Genomic DNA, 15634 nt, shown 5'->3' with positions numbered 1-15634 from the left:
TGAGCCAAAACCCTCCCTTATCCGTTAAGCCAGATCTGTCTCAAAGGCGTTGAGACGGAACAGGCAGCGTGACGTTTTCGAAGATCGGCATGGCGGTGATCGTGCCCTGCGTGCCGCGTTCCTCCGGCACATAGACGATGCCCTGCTTCACCGCTTCCGAGGGCGAGCGGATGACGGCGATCTCGTCATCAATCCGCACGGCGCCGGCCGCAGGCCGGGTGATGCCGAACAGCGCCTGCATGAATTCCGACCGCCCGGCCCCGACAAGACCATAGAAGCCGAGGATCTCGCCGCGCCGAAGGGTGAAGCCGATATCCTCGAATTCGGTCGGGTGACGATAGCCCGACACCGTCAGCACCGGCCCGCCGATTGCGACCTCCTGCTTGGGGAAGACCTGGTCGACAGGCCGCCCGACCATCAGTTCCACCAGCGCATTCTCGTCGGTCTCGGCGATCCTGCCCTCACCCACCATCTCGCCGTCGCGAAAGACAGTATAGCGATCAGCAATGCGAAAAATCTCGTCGAATTTGTGGGAGATGAACAGGATCGCCTTGCCGTCCGCCTTCAGCTTCTCGACCAGTTCGTAAAGCTCCTCGATTTCCTTTTGCGACAGGGCTGCCGTCGGCTCGTCCATGATGACCACGCGGGCATCGACGGAAAGCGCGCGGGCAACGGCCACCATGTGGCGATTGGCGATGCCAAGCTCGGACAGGCGATGGCGCGGATCGATGCGCGCGCCGATACTGTCGAGAATATCGCGGGCGCGATCATGGATCTGCTTCCAGTCGATCAGGCCGAAACGGTTGGTCGGCGCGTGACCGATGAAGATGTTTTCGGCAACCGTCAGCGCGTCGAACAATACGGTTTCCTGATGGATCGCCGTGACGCCATGTTCGCTTGCCGCTTCCGCCGTCGGGAAGCGGACAGGCGCACCGTCGATAGTGATCTCGCCGCCATCCGGCTGGTAAATGCCTGTCAGGATTTTGACGAGCGTCGACTTGCCCGCGCCGTTTTCGCCGACAAGCGCGGTCACCTCTCCCGGATAGAGCGCAAGGGAGACATCCGACAGCGCGCGAACGCCCGGAAAGGTCTTGGTGATGCCGTCAAGGGCGATGGCGGCGTTTTTCTGTGCGTCTGGCATCAAGGGCCTGCCGTGTTTTTACTGAGGTGCCGACCCGCCGAGATCGGAGCGGGCCGGATTGTTTGCGGGAGTGGCTTGTCCAGATGTGGCAACCAGCATTCTCCCCCCTTGAGGGGGAGATGCCCCGACAAGGGCAGAGGGGGGGTGAACCCCATCCGAGAGCACGGAGACTGCGGCTCTTAGGGCTTGCGCCCTTTACCCCTCTCTGTCGCTTTCGCGACATCTCCCCCTCAAGGGGGGAGATCGAATTCGGAGGGGCATTTGGGTGTCTATCAGCAGAGCCAGACTTCACCGCAGCAAGAACAACCTCAGAAAATGTCCTTGAACTTGTCGATGTTCGACTTGTCGTAGACGAAGGGATCGGCCATGGCGCCGGCATTGTCGTCATCGAGCGTCAGATCGCCGAGGCGGCCCATGGAAAGCTCTGCCCCCGGTTCGGCTTTCGCGCCGTCGATCAGGTCGTTCGACAGCATGACGGCGGCATAGCCAAGGTCGATCGGGTTCCAGATGGCGAAGGATTTCGATGCGCCATTGTCGACATAGGCCGCCATTTCGGACGGAAGACCAAGGCCGGTGACGTTGATCTCGCCGATCTTGCCTTCATCCGTCACGGCCTGGGCGGCGGCGACGATGCCGACGGAGGTCGGCGCGATGATCGCCTTCAGATCCGGATAGGACTGGATGAGGCCCTGGGTCTCGCGATAGGACTTGTCGAACAGGTCGTCGCCGTAAACCGTGGTGACGACATCGATGTTCGGGTAGTCGCCCTTCACCTTGTTCATTTCATCGATCCAGGTGTTCTGGTTCGTCGCCGTCGCCGATGCCGAAAGCACGGCGACCTCGCCGCCATCCGGCAGATTGTCGGCGGCAAGCTTGATGATCATGTTACCGATCAGCGGATTGGACGAGGGGTTCAAGTGCACCATGCGGCCTTCCGGTGCGACGCCGGAATCCCAGGAAACGACCTTGATGCCGCGCTGCATGGCGCGTTTGAGCGCCGGCACCAGAGCATCCGGGTCATTGGCCGAGATCGCAATCGCATCGACCTTCTGGGCGATCAGCGAATTGATCACGTCGATCTGGCCTTCGGCGGTGGTATCGGTCGGGCCCGTGTAAATCAGTTCGACATCGCCGATTTCCTTGGCGGCCTCTTCGGCGCCTTCCGCAGCGGCCTCGAAAAAGCCGATGCCGAGCGCCTTCACCACCAGCGCGATCTTCTTGTCGGCGGCATGCGCGCCTTGCGCAACGAGCGCGGTGGAGAGCAGCGCTCCCACGAGAACTTTCTTCAAAATGCTCATCTTTCTCCTCCGGTTGATGAACAGGGTGCAGGCTGGCTCTTCTCCTCCAAGGCTCAGCCCGAACCGGTTTCCTCCATTGCCTGCGCATCGGCGATGATCACCGAAACGCCGGCCTCCTCCAGCATGCGGGCGTCAGACGCCTGCAGCCCGGAATCGGTAATCACGGTCGAGATTCTTTTCAGCCCGCAAAGGATAAGGCTCGACCGCTGCTTGAATTTTGATGAATCCACCAGAACAACCAGGTCTTCCGCCTGGTCGATCAGCTTCTGCTCGGCCTGGATCAAAAGCGGGTCGGCCTCCATCAGGCCGAGCGGGCCGATCCCTTGCGCGCCCATGAACATCCGCCTTGCCCAGAAATTTCGGGTCACGTCGTTTTCAAACGGGCTCAGGATCACGTTCTGCTCGCGGTAGATCACGCCCCCCGACAGCATCACCGTGTTCTTCGAATGCTTCAGCAGATGCTCCGCGATCGGAAAGGAATTGGTGAACACCTGCAGCCGGCGATTGGCGAGGTGATGGACCATCTGAAACGTGGTCGTGCCGCCATTGATGATGACGGAATCACCGTCATCGCACAGCGCGACGGCCGCCTTGGCGATCGCCTGCTTCTGCCGCGCGTTCATCGTCTGGTTGACGCTGAAGGGCCGGCCGGCAAGGCCGACGAATTGCGGCGGGCTGAGCGCCTCCGCCCCGCCGCGCACCCGGCGCAGGCGCTTGGCCACATGCAGAGCCGCGATATCGCGCCGGATCGTCGCCTCGGAACTCTCCGTCAGATCGACGAGCTCCCCAACGGTCACAACCGGCTTTTCCTGTACGGCCGACAGGATGATGCGATGACGCTCTTTCTCGTGCATGGGGCCTCCCTTTTTGACAGAGTTCAGCGAATTTCCATCAGTGTCAATCAAAAATAGTCATGCTGCACTGCGATAGTGCCATTTTTGATCGAAATTGAGCGTTTATGATTGACAAGCCCGACTTTCGGATGGATTTTGCCGGGGAAGAACCAGGCCGAGAGGCCCCGAAGGAGGAAATGATGGCGAATGACACCCGGGCCGCCCGGCTTGAGAACCTGTGGGATGACGGCAAGGCCGACGGCATGAGCGAATCCGAGCTGCTGCTCTATCGCTCCAATCTTCTGGGCTCCGACAAGCGCATCACCAATTACGGCGGCGGCAACACCTCGGCCAAGGTGATGGAAAAGGACCCGCTCACCGGTGATCAGGTCGAGGTCTTGTGGGTGAAGGGCTCGGGCGGCGATGTCGGCACCATCAAGATGGACGGCTTTGCAACGCTTTACATGGACAAGCTGAATGCGTTGAAGGGGCTTTATCGCGGCATCGAGCACGAAGACGAGATGGTGGGCTACCTCCCCCACTGCACCTTCAACCTGAATGCCCGCGCGGCCTCCATCGACACGCCGCTGCATGCCTATGTGCCGAAAAGGCATGTCGACCACATGCACCCCGACGCAATCATCGCCATTGCCGCTTCGGCCGATTCCGAGGCGCTGACCAGGGAAATTTTCGGCGGCGAGATCGGCTGGCTGCCGTGGAAGCGTCCGGGCTATGAACTGGGCCTGTGGCTCGGCAAGTTCTGCGCAGAAAACCCGGATGCGCGCGGCGTCATCCTCGAAAGCCATGGCCTTTTCACCTGGGGCGACACGGCGAAGGAAAGCTACGAGACCACGCTCGAGATCATCAACAAGGCGATGGCCTGGCTCGAGGCGAAGATCGAAGGCCCGGTCTTTGGCGGGCCAAAGGTGAAGACGCTTGCAGCCGAAGACCGCCGCGCCATTGCCGAAAAACTGATGCCGAAGATCCGCGGCATGATTTCGGAAACCGAAGGCAAGCTCGGCCATTTCGACGATCAGCCCGCCGTTCTGGAATTCGTCGCCTCCAACCGGCTTGAGGAACTCGCAGCCCTCGGCACATCTTGCCCCGACCACTTTCTCCGTACGAAAATCCGTCCGCTGGTCGTCGATTTCGACCCGGAAAACCCGGATATCGACAAGACGGTCGAAGGCCTGCCGGAGGCGATCAGCGCCTATCGCGAGGACTATGCCGCCTATTACGCGCGCTGCAAGCACGACAATTCGCCGGCGATGCGCGATCCGAATGCGGTGATCTACCTGGTGCCCGGCGTCGGCATGATCTCCTTTGCCAAGGACAAGGCGACGGCCCGCATTTCTGCCGAGTTCTACGTCAACGCCATCAACGTCATGCGCGGCGCATCCTCGGTCTCGACCTATCAGGGCCTTTCCGAACAGGAGGCCTTCGATATCGAATACTGGCTTCTGGAAGAGGCAAAGCTGCAGCGGATGCCGAAACCGAAGCCGCTTGCCGGCAGAATAGCGCTCGTGACCGGCGGCGCCGGCGGCATCGGCAAGGCCACCGCCTTCCGGCTTGCCGGCGAAGGCGCCTGCGTGGTGCTGGCCGATATCGATGATGCCGCGCTTGAAACCGCCAAGGCCGAGCTCTCCTCCGTCTTCAGCAAGGATATCGTGCGCGGCGTTCACCTGAACGTCACCGACGAGGCCGAAGTTGCCAAGGGCTTTGCCGATACGGTGGTGGAGTTCGGGGGGCTTGATATTCTGGTCTCCAATGCCGGTCTCGCCTCCTCCGCCCCGATCGAGGAGACGACGCTCGATCTGTGGGACAAGAACATCGCCATTCTGGCAACCGGCTATTTCCTCGTCTCGCGCGAGGCCTTCCGCCTGTTCCGCTACCAGAATGCCGGCGGCAATGTCGTGTTCGTCTCGTCGAAGAACGGCCTGGCCGCCTCGCCCGGCGCATCCGCATACTGCACGGCCAAGGCCGCGGAAATCCATCTTGCCCGCTGCCTGGCGCTTGAAGGGGCAAGCGCCCAGATCCGCGTCAACACCGTCAATCCGGATGCCGTTCTGCGCGGCTCGAAGATCTGGACTGGCGAGTGGAAGGAACAGCGCGCCGCCGCCTACAAGATGTCGACCGACGATCTGGAGGCGCATTACCGCGAGCGCTCGATGCTGAAGCGTTCGGTGTTCCCGGAGGATATCGCCGAAGCCATCTACTTCCTCGCCTCCGACATGTCGGCCAAATCGACGGGGAATATCATCAACGTGGATGCGGGGAATGCGGTGTCGTTTCCGCGGTAGGTTTGGAAGGGCCCGCCTTACGGCCAATCTCTCCCCTCAAGGGGAGATTGTGGGCTGAACCGCCCCGATGACAAACCAATTCGGCAGGCCCATCACCTGCAACGGGAGGAAGACATGGAACAGATGATCGACGGCGGCGTGCTTTCCGCAGAGAACGACAAGCGCGCCAAAGACCTCGAGAGGGACTACAACGCACTCGGAGAAAAGCTCGCCCGCCGCGGCGTCAGCATCGACGATGTAACCGCCAAGGTCGCGGCCTATGGCGTGGCCGTGCCCTCCTGGGGCGTCGGCACCGGCGGCACGCGCTTTGCCCGCTTTCCCGGCGCCGGCGAGCCGCGCCATATCTTCGACAAGCTGGATGACTGCGCTGTGATCCAGCAACTGACGCGCGCCACCCCGACCGTTTCGCTGCATATCCCGTGGGACAAGGTGGACGACCTTTCCGAACTGCGCCAGCGCGGCGCGGCGCTCGGCCTCGGCTTTGATGCAATGAACTCCAACACCTTCCAGGACCAGCCGGGCCAGGAGCACTCCTACAAATACGGCTCGCTCTCCAACACCGATGCAGCGACCCGCCAGCAGGCGATCGACCACAACATCGAATGTATAGAGATCGGCAAGGCGCTCGGTTCCAAGGCGCTGACCGTGTGGATCGGCGATGGTTCCAACTTTCCCGGCCAGAGCCATTTTACAAAGCAGTTCGAACGCTATCTGGAGGCGATGAAGAGCATTTACGCGGCGCTGCCGGATGACTGGCGGATTTTCTCCGAGCACAAGATCTTCGAGCCGGCCTTTTATTCGACCGTCGTGCAGGACTGGGGCACGAACTACCTGATCGCCAGGGAACTCGGTCCCAAGGCCTTCTGCCTCGTCGACCTCGGTCACCATGCGCCGAACGTCAATATCGAGATGATCGTCGCGCGCCTGATCCAGTTCGGCAAGCTCGGCGGTTTCCATTTCAACGACAGCAAATACGGTGACGACGACCTCGATACGGGCTCGATCGACCCGTTCCGCCTGTTCCTCGTCTTCAACGAACTGGTGGATGCGGAAGGCGCGCCCGGCTTCAACCCCGCCCACATGCTCGACCAGTCGCACAATGTCACCGACCCGATCGAAAGCCTGATGCGCTCGGCCATCGAAGTCCGCCGCGCCTATGCCCAGGCGCTTCTGGTCGATCGCGCCGCCCTTGCCGGCTATCAGGAGGAAAACGATGCGATGATGGCTTCCGAAACGCTGAAGGACGCCTTCCGCACCGATGTCGGCCCGATCCTCGCCATGGCCCGCAAACGCGCCGGCGGCGCGGTCGACCCGATCGCCGCCTATCGCGCTTCCGGCTACCGGCAGAAGGTCGCAGGCGAACGCCCGGCCGTCACGGGGGCCGGCGGCGGCATCGTGTAGAAGGCGCAGCCAAGAGGAGCAAGCCCCATGGAAACCATCGCCTTTCGCATGAACCTCAACCGCGGCCAGGCCGAGGAATACAGGCGCCGCCATGACGAGATATGGCCGGAGCTTGCCGCGCTCCTGAAGGATTCCGGCGTCTGCGACTATTCGATCTGGCTTGACGAGGAGACCCACCACCTGTTCGCGGTGCTGAAACGCACCGACGATCATCGGATGGATGCAATTCCCGATACCGAGATCGCCAAGCGCTGGTGGGCCTTCATGGCCGATATCATGGAAACCAATCCGGACAATTCCCCGGTTGAGGTGGACCTGAAGAAGATGTTCCATCTTCATTGAAAAAGGACGATCGCAGACAAAATGGCGTTGTCCGTATTGAAACTCCCGCTCTGCCGGACCATCTGACCCTGTGTATTTTTCCGATATTGCAGCCGCGCGCCCGACCCGCTTTGGTCCTCCTGTCGCGCGGCGCTTTTCCAACAAACATGGGAGAAGACCATGGCTGATATTCGTGCTGACAAGGCAGGCACTTTCGCAATCGGCGGCGAGCTGAAGGTTACGCGGCTGGGCTTCGGCGCCATGCGCATCACCGGCAGCGGCATCTGGGGCGAGCCCGCAGATCGCGACGGCGCCATCGCGACGCTGAAGCGGCTGCCGGAACTGGGCGTCGATTTCATCGATACCGCCGACAGCTACGGCCCCGATGTCTCCGAGTGGCTGATCAGGGAGGCGCTGCATCCCTATGGCGACGTCAGGATCGCCACCAAGGGCGGTCTGACCCGCACCGGCCCCAACGTCTGGCTTCCGGTCGGACGCCCGGAATATCTGCGCCAGCAGGTTCACAAAAGCCTGCGCAATCTGGGCGTCGACAGGATCGACCTCTGGCAGCTTCACCGCATTGATGCCAAGGTACCGGCCGATGAACAGTTCGGCGCCATCAAGGAGTTCCTGGACGAGGGACTGATCGCCCATGCCGGCCTCTCCGAGGTCTCGGTCGACGAGATCAGGGCCGCGCAGAAAGTGTTCCCGGTCGCGACAGTGCAGAACCGCTATAATCTGGTCGACCGCACCAGCGAGGATGTGCTCGATTATTGCGAAAAGAACAATATCGGCTTCATCCCGTGGCACCCGCTGGCCGCCGGCGATCTCGCCAATTCGGGTTCGCTGCTCGATGACATTGCGAAACAGCACGATGCGGCGCCGAGCCAGATTGCACTTGCTTGGGTGCTGAAGAGGAGCCCGGTCATGCTGCCGATCCCCGGCACCTCCAAGGTCAAGCATCTGGAGGAAAATGTCGCGGCGGCGGACATCGTCCTCTCCGATGAAGAGTTTGCCGCGCTTGACGAGGAAGGCAAGAAAGCCTTCGCCGAAAAGAACGCCGCCTGACCAGGCCTTCCCAGCGCCGCCGGACCTCCGGCGGCGTTTTTCTTTGACAGGACAAAGCCGTCGCGTCACCTTCGCGTTACGCCCGCAAACCGAGGATCCCGAGAAAATGGACTATGTGAAGCTCGGCCGCACCGGCCTCGATGTCTCCCGCCTCTGCCTTGGCTGCATGACCTATGGCGCGCCGGACGCCGGCGCCCATCCATGGTCGCTGACGGAGGAGCAGAGCCGTCCCTTCATCCGCAAGGCCGTCGAGGACGGGATCAATTTCTTCGACACCGCCAATGTCTATTCCGCCGGAACGTCGGAGGAAATCGTCGGCCGCGCGCTGAAGGACTTCGCCCGGCGCGAGGAAATCGTCATCGCCACCAAGGTGATGAACCGCATGCATGAAGGTCCGAACGGCATGGGCCTGTCGCGCAAGGCGATCATGCAGGAGATCGACAATTCGCTGCGTCGCCTGGGCACCGATTATGTCGACCTCTACCAGATCCACCGCTTTGACTACGGCACGCCGATCGAGGAAACCCTCGAGGCGCTTCATGACGTGGTGAAGGCCGGCAAGGCGCGCTATATCGGCGCTTCCTCGATGCATGCCTGGCAGTTCGCCACCATGCTCGCCACCCAGAAGGCCAATGGCTGGGCGAAATTCGTGACCATGCAGAACTATGTGAACCTGCTCTACCGCGAGGAAGAGCGCGAGATGCTGCCGCTCTGCAAAGCCGAAGGCATCGGCGTCATTCCCTGGAGCCCGATGGCGCGCGGCCGCCTGACGCGCCCCTGGGACACGACCACAGGTCGTTCCGAGACGGACGAGTTCGGCAAGACGCTTTATGCAGAAACGGCTGAATCCGACCGCAAGGTGGTCGATGCCGTCGCCGCAATCGCCAATGAGCGCGGCGTGCCGATGGCCCGCGTGGCGCTCGCCTGGGTGCTGTCGAAGCCCGAGGTTTCCGCCCCGATCGTCGGCGCCTCCAAGCCGCATCATCTTGATGATGCCGAGGCCGCGCTGGCGCTGAAACTGACGGCGGAAGAGATCGAAAGGCTTGAGGCGCCTTACGTGCCGCATCGCGTGGTTGGCTACAAATAAAGCCCGGCAACCCCGCGAACCGGACGAGGCGATCCGGTATTGCCTAAACAAAACACAGGCCTGCGACATATTGTCCACACCACGCCAGACTCACGGTTGAGGCCGGGGGAACTTTCGTGTTAATGAAGCGTTCACTAAAAGTTGTGTCCCTGAAACGGGACACGGCGGGGAGGCCACGATTGCCCCTGTACGGGGAGGGTACAGCGGCAATGCCGTAAACGCCGGACGGCGCATTGCGCCGCCCTGAGCGACGGGTGGCCCCCGCCAGCCAAAAAGCCGGGCCGCCGATGCGGTCCGGCGGCCGGCCGCTCCCCGAGGCGCATAGCATTCGTCTCCCCAAGGCCTGCCGAGCGCGACGGCGCCGATCAAGCCGTTGTCTGAACATCCCTCCCCGACAGCCGTTTCCGCGGGTGGTTGCCTCCACTCGCCTTCCGCCTCCTCACCGAGGCCCGCACTGTTCAAATCGGAGGATTGACGATGAAGAGAACCGCCCTGGCCCTTGCCACACTGATGACGACCGCCGCCCTGCCCGCCGGCGCCTTTGCCGCGACAGAGCTCTCCATGTGGTATCACGGCGCCGGCAACCCGACGGAATCGAGCATTCTCGAAGGGATCGTTGCCGATTTCAACGCAAGCCAGGACGACTGGGAGGTCGTGCTCGAAAGCTTTCCGGAAGATTCCTACAACAGTTCCGTCACCGCTGCGGCGCTTGCCGGAAACCTGCCGGACATCATCGACGTCGACGGGCCGATCATGCCGAACTGGGCCTGGTCCGGCTACATGCAGCCGCTGCCGATCGACGAAAGCGCGATCGAGGGCTTCCTGCCGGGCGCCATCGGCAGATGGGACGGCCAGATCTATTCCATCGGCCTTTGGGACGCGGCGCTGGCAATGATGACGCGCCAGTCCACTCTCGACAAATACGATATCCGCAAGCCGACGCTGGACGACCCTTGGACGAAGGAGGAATTCGACGACATCCTCGTCAAGCTCAAGGACAGCGGCGATTTCGAGTATCCGCTGAACCTCGGCATGGCCGACAACGGCGAATGGTACACCTATGCCTTCCTGCCCTTCCTTCAGTCCTTCGGCGGCGATCTGGTCGATCGTTCCGACTACCAGACCGCGGAGGGCGTGCTGAACGGTGAAGAGGCGATCGCCTTCGGCGAATGGTGGCAGTCGGTGTTCGAGCGCAACCTCGCGCCCGGCACCAGCCAGGACCCCGCCGACCACCAGAACGGGTTCATCGACGGTTCCTATGCCATCGACTGGAACGGCAACTGGACGGCGCGCGCCAAGCTCGACGCCTTCGACGATGTCGTCTTCCTGCCGGCACCCGATTTCGGCAACGGCCCGAAGATCGGCGCGGCAAGCTGGCAGCTCGGCGTCTCCGCCGCGTCAAAACACCCGGAAGGGGCCGCAGCCTTCATCGAATTTGCCCTCCAGGACAAGTATCTCGCCGAATTCTCCAACGCCATCGGTCTTGTTCCGGCGACCGAAGGCGCTGCCGCAATGTCCGAATACTACAAGGAAGGCGCGCCGCTTGCCGTTTTCTACGGCCTGTCCGACGCGCAGGGCACGCTTCGGCCCGTAACGCCGGGCTATGTGGTCGAGACCAGCGTGTTCCAGAAGGCGATTTCCGACATGGCCAACGGCGCCGATGTCGCCGACACGCTCGACGGCGCTGTCGACGAGATCGACACCGATATCGACCGCAATCAAGGCTACGGCCACGACGGTTGAGTTGCAGGGGGCTGACTTCGGTCGGCCCCTTTGTTTTGTTGGGGAAGGGTTAGCGAAGGCGTGATGCCCCCCAATCTCCCCCCTTGAGGGGGAGATGTCGCGAAAGCGACAGAGAGGGGTAACGGGCAAAAGCTGCCAACGCCGTGCTCCCGGAAAGGGTTCACCCCTCTCTGCCCTGCCGGGCATCTCCCCCTAAAGGGGGGAGATCGGATCGTGGCCAATGTTCGGGCCTGCCGCCAACCCCTCAATACGAGGACAGACACATGAGCCGGAAACTGACGGAGAACAATGGGGCAGGCTGGGCCTTTGCCGCGCCGTCGATCCTGCTCATCGGGCTCTTCATCATTCTGCCCTTCTTTCTCGCCATCGGCTTTTCGCTCACCGACCAGCGGCTGATCTCCCCCAATCCGACGCGCTATGTCGGGATGGAGAACTACCGCGACCTGCTCGGCCTCAACGTCATCAGCATCGAGCCCGAACGCGATGACGAGGGCCAATTGCTGCGTGATGATGACGGGGCGCTGGAATATCCGCGCGTGCGCTCCTTCACCCGTTCCGACGACTATCCGCAATATCGCGGCATGCGCGAATGGTTCCGCATCCATGCGGGCAATACCGCCTATGTGGTGGTGGCGCGCGACGTCGTGTTCATGAAGGCGCTGACCAACACGCTGATCTTCGTCGCCGTCACGGCGCCGGTGCAGGCCGGTCTCGCTCTCTGCCTGGCGCTTCTGATCAACCAGCGACTGCGCGGGGTGAATGTCTTCCGCGCCGTCTTCTTCATGCCGGTCGTGGTCTCGATCGTCGTCGTCTCGCTTCTGTGGCGCTTTATCTATGACGGCAATGACGGGCTTCTGAACAGCCTGCTGTCCGGGCTCACCTTCGGCCTGTTCCAGCCGGTCGACTGGCTCGGCAATACCCATACCGCGCTCGGTTCGATCATCGCCATGTCGATCTGGCAGGCGGTCGGCTTCCACATGGTGATCTGGCTTGCCGGCCTTCAGACCATCCCGCCGACGCTTTACGAGGCCGCAGCGATCGAAGGCTCGTCGAAATGGCAGACCTTCCGCTATGTGACCTGGCCGGGGCTCAGAAACACCGCCGTCCTCGTGCTGGTCGTCATCACCATGCAATGCTTCGCCGTCTTCGCCCAGATCGACGTGATGACCAAGGGCGGGCCGCTCGATTCGACCCAGACGCTGGTCTACCAGGCGGTCGAGCGCGGCTATGGACGGCAGGATATCTCCGGCGGCTCGGCGATCTCGGTCGTGCTCTTCGTGCTGGTGCTCGCGATCTCTCTGGCGCAGCGCTATTTCACCCGGGAAAGGAACTGAGCGATGGCGGCGATTTCCGGCGACAATCACGGCCTCAGGCTCGTCACCCGCTACCTCGTGCTGGTTCTGGTGGCGCTCGTCTTCCTGCTGCCGCTTCTGTTCATGGTGATGTCGTCGCTCAAGCCCGATGCCCAACTCCTGCGCGACACCTCGTCGCTCAGGGCTTTCCTGCCCGTCGGCGACATCAGCCTGCAGAACTATGCCGATGCCTTCGAGCGCGCGCCGATCGGCCTGTTCGTCTTTAATTCGGTGATGATCACCACGCTCACCGTGCTGGCCTCGCTGTTCCTGTGCTCGCTCGGCGCCTTTTCCTTCACCTTCGTGCGCTGGCGCGGCAATGCGCTGGTGCTTTCCATCGTACTTGCCACGCTGATCATCCCGTTCGAGACGATCGCCATTCCGCTTCTGCTGTTCGTCTCGCGCCTGCCATGGGTCGGGGTGGACGGGCTCACATGGGGTTGGCTCAATACGTACCGGGTGCAGATCATCCCGTGGATCGCCGATGCGCTGACGGTCTTTCTGTTCGTGCAGTATTTCAAGGACCTGCCGCGCGAACTGATCGAAGCGGCGCGGGCGGAAGGGGCAAGCTGGTGGCAGATCTACCGCCGCGTGGTGATGCCGCTTTCGGGCCCGGTCATCGCCACCGCCGCCATCCTGAAGGCTCTGAAAATGTACAATGAACAATATCTCTGGCCGCTGATCGTGGTCCAGGACGAGGCGCACCGGCCGATCATGGTCGGGCTCGGCTATTTCTTCCAGCTCAACGTGCCCTGGGGCGAGGTGATGGCCTATCTCTCGATGATCACCGTGCCGGTCCTCGCCTTCTATCTGGTGCTGCAGCGCGCCTTCATCGCATCCATCGCATCTACCGGCGTCAAGGGCTGAGGGGAGAAACGCAAATGGCAGAACTGGCGCTCAGGGACGTCCGCAAATCCTTCGGCAAGGTCGAGGTTATCAAGGGCGTCGACCTTGAGATCAAGGACGGCGAATTCGTCGTCTTCGTCGGCCCCTCGGGGTGCGGAAAATCGACGCTTTTGAGGATGATCGCAGGCCTGGAGGACATTACCGACGGCACGCTCGAAATCGGCGGCAGGCGCGTCAACGACCTGCAGCCGAAGGAACGCGGCATCGCCATGGTGTTCCAGACATATGCGATCTTTCCGCATATGTCGGTGCGCGAGAATGTCGCCTTCGGGCTGACGATTGCCGGCGTCGGCAAGAAGGAAAAGGAAGAAGCCGTCCAGCGGGCGGCGCGCATCCTGCAGATGGAGCATCTGCTCGACCGCCGCCCCTCGCAGCTTTCCGGCGGCCAGCGTCAGCGCGTGGCGATCGGCAGGGCGATCGTGCGCAATCCGAGCGTCTTCCTCTTCGACGAACCGCTGTCGAACCTCGATGCGGCGCTTCGCATGGACATGCGCATGGAGATCGGCAAGCTGCACAACCAGCTCGGCGCGACGATGATCTATGTGACCCACGACCAGGTCGAAGCGATGACGCTCGCCGACCGCATCGTGGTGCTGAAGGACGGCACGGTGCAGCAGGTCGGCAGCCCGATGGAACTCTACCACGAGCCCGCCAACCTTTTCGTCGCCGGCTTCATCGGCTCGCCCTCGATGAATTTCATGGATGTCGAGATTGTCGAGAGGGACGGCGATGCGATGACCGTGCAATCGGAGGCGCTCGACCCGGTCACGATTTCAGCGACCCGGTTTGACTTTTCCGAAACCTCAAAGGCCAGGCTGGGGCTCAGGCCGCAATATCTCGATGTGGTCGAGGACGGCACGGCGGGCGGGCTGCACGGCACGGTCTCGCTGGTCGAGCGCCTCGGCACGGAGACGGTGGTCAATGTCGAGCTCACGCGCGGCGGGCGCATCGTCGCGGCGCTTTCGGAGGACCGCCCGCTTGAAACCGGCAGCAAGATCACGCTCGTCTTCGAACCCGCCAGGGCCCATCTTTTTCCCGTGGAGGAATAAACGCCCCGGCCGGGCGGCCGGGGCGCCGACTTCAGCAAAAATTAGTTGGCGATTTCCACCGCGCGCTGTTCGTTGACCGTGGCTTCCGCCTCGTCAACAGCCGCCGTGAAGCTGGCAAAGATATCCTCGCCGCCGGGAACCGAAGTCTTGAACCAGTCGAAGACCGGCTCCACGGCGGCCTTGAACTCCGCCTTTTCGGCATCGCTCGGCACGTAAATCTCGCCGCCCGCCTTCAGGAAGTCTTCATAGGCCGCGATTTCCTTGCGCTTGGGGCTGGCGAAGGTCGCCTGCTGCAGCGCGTAGAAAGCATCGGCGACGATCTTCTTCTGGTCGTCCGTCAGGCTCTGGAAGCGTTCATTCGACATCCACCAGAAGGCGGCCATGTAGGAATGGCGGTCGAGCGTGATGAAATTCAGCCCGGCATCGGTGAACTTCATGTTCATGATGTCGGTAATGCCGTTGGCCGTGCCCTGCACCACGCCGGTCTGCAGCGAGGTGAAGAGTTCCGGCCAGGCAATCGGCGTCGGAGATGCGCCGAGCGCGCGCACCAGTTCCTGCGGCAGTTCCGCCGGCACGGTGCGCAGCTTCATGCCCTTCATGTCGGCGGGCGTTTTGATCGTGTGCTCGGTATTGGCGAAATTGCGCCAGCCGCCGGTATTGCCGATCGTCATCAAGCGGATCGTGTCGCCGCTGTCGGCAAGCGCCAGATCGCGCAGTTCCGTGGTGAAGGGGCCGGACAGCACCTCCTCTGCCACCCGGTCATCATTCATCAGATAAGGCAGGTCGAGAATCTGCAGATAGGGAAAAAGGCCCGCCGCGCCGCCCGAGGTCGACATATAGATGTCGATCGTGCCGTCGGCGATGCCCTGCAGGCATTCCTCGCCCGTGGCGCAGATCTGGGTGCCCATGAAAATCTCGACCGCGATCGCGCCGTTGGAGGCGTTCTCGATATGGTTCTTGAAGACGACGAGACCGTCATAATCCTCGTCATTCTCGTTGGAATTGGCCGTGGCGCGCAAGGTGATGTCGGCGGCCGCCGCAATCTGGCCCGCCGAGATGGCGAGAGCGCCCGCGACGAGCGCCGTCTTGATAAAGTCCTTGAGCATGTCAGTCCTCCCTTTGCTTTGATTATAGC

12 protein-coding genes and 1 pseudogene are annotated in these 15634 nt (G+C 62.1%); 9 read left to right on the top strand and 4 right to left on the bottom strand.

Annotated elements, in window-relative coordinates:
- Positions 1–61: 61 nt before the first annotated feature.
- The 3 genes and pseudogenes from AZF01_RS03220 to AZF01_RS03210 all read right to left on the bottom strand — a co-directional run.
- Positions 62–1141 (bottom strand): annotated as a pseudogene (locus AZF01_RS03220) (sugar ABC transporter ATP-binding protein); the annotation flags it as partial.
- A 308-nt stretch (positions 1142–1449) separates the two neighbouring features.
- Complete coding sequence (gene rhaS, locus AZF01_RS03215; RefSeq protein ID WP_024706967.1) at positions 1450–2439, bottom strand: rhamnose ABC transporter substrate-binding protein; 990 nt, start codon at positions 2437–2439, stop codon at positions 1450–1452.
- A gap of 53 nt (positions 2440–2492) precedes the next feature.
- Entirely contained in the window at positions 2493–3293 is an 801-nt protein-coding gene (locus tag AZF01_RS03210) for a DeoR/GlpR family DNA-binding transcription regulator (protein WP_024706966.1), read from the bottom strand.
- Positions 3294–3472: 179 nt separating this feature from the next.
- On the opposite strand from AZF01_RS03210, the gene AZF01_RS03205 reads away from it, so the two are divergent.
- The 9 genes from AZF01_RS03205 to AZF01_RS03165 all read left to right on the top strand — a co-directional run bounded on the left by AZF01_RS03205 (position 3473) and on the right by AZF01_RS03165 (position 14499).
- Positions 3473–5572: a bifunctional rhamnulose-1-phosphate aldolase/short-chain dehydrogenase gene (locus AZF01_RS03205; RefSeq protein WP_024706965.1), complete on the top strand. Its 2100-nt coding sequence runs from the start codon at positions 3473–3475 to the stop codon at positions 5570–5572.
- 114 nt (positions 5573–5686) lie between these two features.
- Positions 5687–6973, top strand: coding sequence for an L-rhamnose catabolism isomerase (gene rhaI / locus AZF01_RS03200; protein WP_024706964.1), 1287 nt, complete (start codon positions 5687–5689; stop codon positions 6971–6973).
- Between the two features lie 27 nt (positions 6974–7000).
- Positions 7001–7315: an L-rhamnose mutarotase gene (rhaM, locus tag AZF01_RS03195; RefSeq protein WP_024706963.1), complete on the top strand. Its 315-nt coding sequence runs from the start codon at positions 7001–7003 to the stop codon at positions 7313–7315.
- 159 nt (positions 7316–7474) lie between these two features.
- Positions 7475–8362, top strand: coding sequence for an aldo/keto reductase (locus AZF01_RS03190; protein ID WP_024706962.1), 888 nt, complete (start codon positions 7475–7477; stop codon positions 8360–8362).
- A 106-nt stretch (positions 8363–8468) separates the two neighbouring features.
- Positions 8469–9449 carry an aldo/keto reductase gene (locus tag AZF01_RS03185; RefSeq protein WP_036236231.1) on the top strand — a complete coding sequence of 327 codons (981 nt, stop codon included), beginning with the start codon at positions 8469–8471 and terminating at the stop codon, positions 9447–9449.
- Between the two features lie 477 nt (positions 9450–9926).
- Entirely contained in the window at positions 9927–11192 is a 1266-nt protein-coding gene (locus AZF01_RS03180; RefSeq protein WP_024706961.1) for a sugar ABC transporter substrate-binding protein, read from the top strand.
- Between the two features lie 263 nt (positions 11193–11455).
- Positions 11456–12526 carry a carbohydrate ABC transporter permease gene (locus tag AZF01_RS03175; RefSeq protein ID WP_024706960.1) on the top strand — a complete coding sequence of 357 codons (1071 nt, stop codon included), beginning with the start codon at positions 11456–11458 and terminating at the stop codon, positions 12524–12526.
- A 3-nt stretch (positions 12527–12529) separates the two neighbouring features.
- Positions 12530–13411: a carbohydrate ABC transporter permease gene (locus AZF01_RS03170; protein ID WP_024706959.1), complete on the top strand. Its 882-nt coding sequence runs from the start codon at positions 12530–12532 to the stop codon at positions 13409–13411.
- A gap of 14 nt (positions 13412–13425) precedes the next feature.
- Positions 13426–14499, top strand: a complete 1074-nt coding sequence (locus AZF01_RS03165) for an ABC transporter ATP-binding protein (RefSeq protein ID WP_024706958.1) — start codon at positions 13426–13428, stop codon at positions 14497–14499.
- Positions 14500–14540: 41 nt separating this feature from the next.
- Here the strand turns inward: AZF01_RS03165 and dctP are convergent, their stop codons facing one another.
- Complete coding sequence (gene dctP / locus AZF01_RS03160; RefSeq protein ID WP_024706957.1) at positions 14541–15605, bottom strand: TRAP transporter substrate-binding protein DctP; 1065 nt, start codon at positions 15603–15605, stop codon at positions 14541–14543.
- Positions 15606–15634: the final 29 nt, after the last annotated feature.

Origin of the sequence: Martelella sp. AD-3 (assembly GCF_001578105.1) — a bacterium.
In the GTDB taxonomy this organism is placed as follows: domain Bacteria; phylum Pseudomonadota; class Alphaproteobacteria; order Rhizobiales; family Rhizobiaceae; genus Martelella.
The sequence above is the reverse complement of the archived record's forward strand: the minus strand, read 5'-3'. Positions and strand labels throughout refer to the sequence as shown.

Bases quoted from the DNA above. Each gene is read 5' to 3' on its own strand.
- rhaS (WP_024706967.1), bottom strand. From the start codon at position 2,439: ATGAGCATTTTGAAGAAAGTTCTCGTGGGAGCGCTGCTCTCCACCGCG.
- AZF01_RS03210 (WP_024706966.1), bottom strand. From the start codon at position 3,293: ATGCACGAGAAAGAGCGTCATCGCATCATCCTGTCGGCCGTACAGGAA.
- AZF01_RS03205 (WP_024706965.1), top strand. From the start codon at position 3,473: ATGGCGAATGACACCCGGGCCGCCCGGCTTGAGAACCTGTGGGATGAC.
- rhaI (WP_024706964.1), top strand. From the start codon at position 5,687: ATGGAACAGATGATCGACGGCGGCGTGCTTTCCGCAGAGAACGACAAG.
- rhaM (WP_024706963.1), top strand. From the start codon at position 7,001: ATGGAAACCATCGCCTTTCGCATGAACCTCAACCGCGGCCAGGCCGAG.
- AZF01_RS03190 (WP_024706962.1), top strand. From the start codon at position 7,475: ATGGCTGATATTCGTGCTGACAAGGCAGGCACTTTCGCAATCGGCGGC.
- AZF01_RS03185 (WP_036236231.1), top strand. From the start codon at position 8,469: ATGGACTATGTGAAGCTCGGCCGCACCGGCCTCGATGTCTCCCGCCTC.
- AZF01_RS03180 (WP_024706961.1), top strand. From the start codon at position 9,927: ATGAAGAGAACCGCCCTGGCCCTTGCCACACTGATGACGACCGCCGCC.
- AZF01_RS03175 (WP_024706960.1), top strand. From the start codon at position 11,456: ATGAGCCGGAAACTGACGGAGAACAATGGGGCAGGCTGGGCCTTTGCC.
- AZF01_RS03170 (WP_024706959.1), top strand. From the start codon at position 12,530: ATGGCGGCGATTTCCGGCGACAATCACGGCCTCAGGCTCGTCACCCGC.
- AZF01_RS03165 (WP_024706958.1), top strand. From the start codon at position 13,426: ATGGCAGAACTGGCGCTCAGGGACGTCCGCAAATCCTTCGGCAAGGTC.
- dctP (WP_024706957.1), bottom strand. From the start codon at position 15,605: ATGCTCAAGGACTTTATCAAGACGGCGCTCGTCGCGGGCGCTCTCGCC.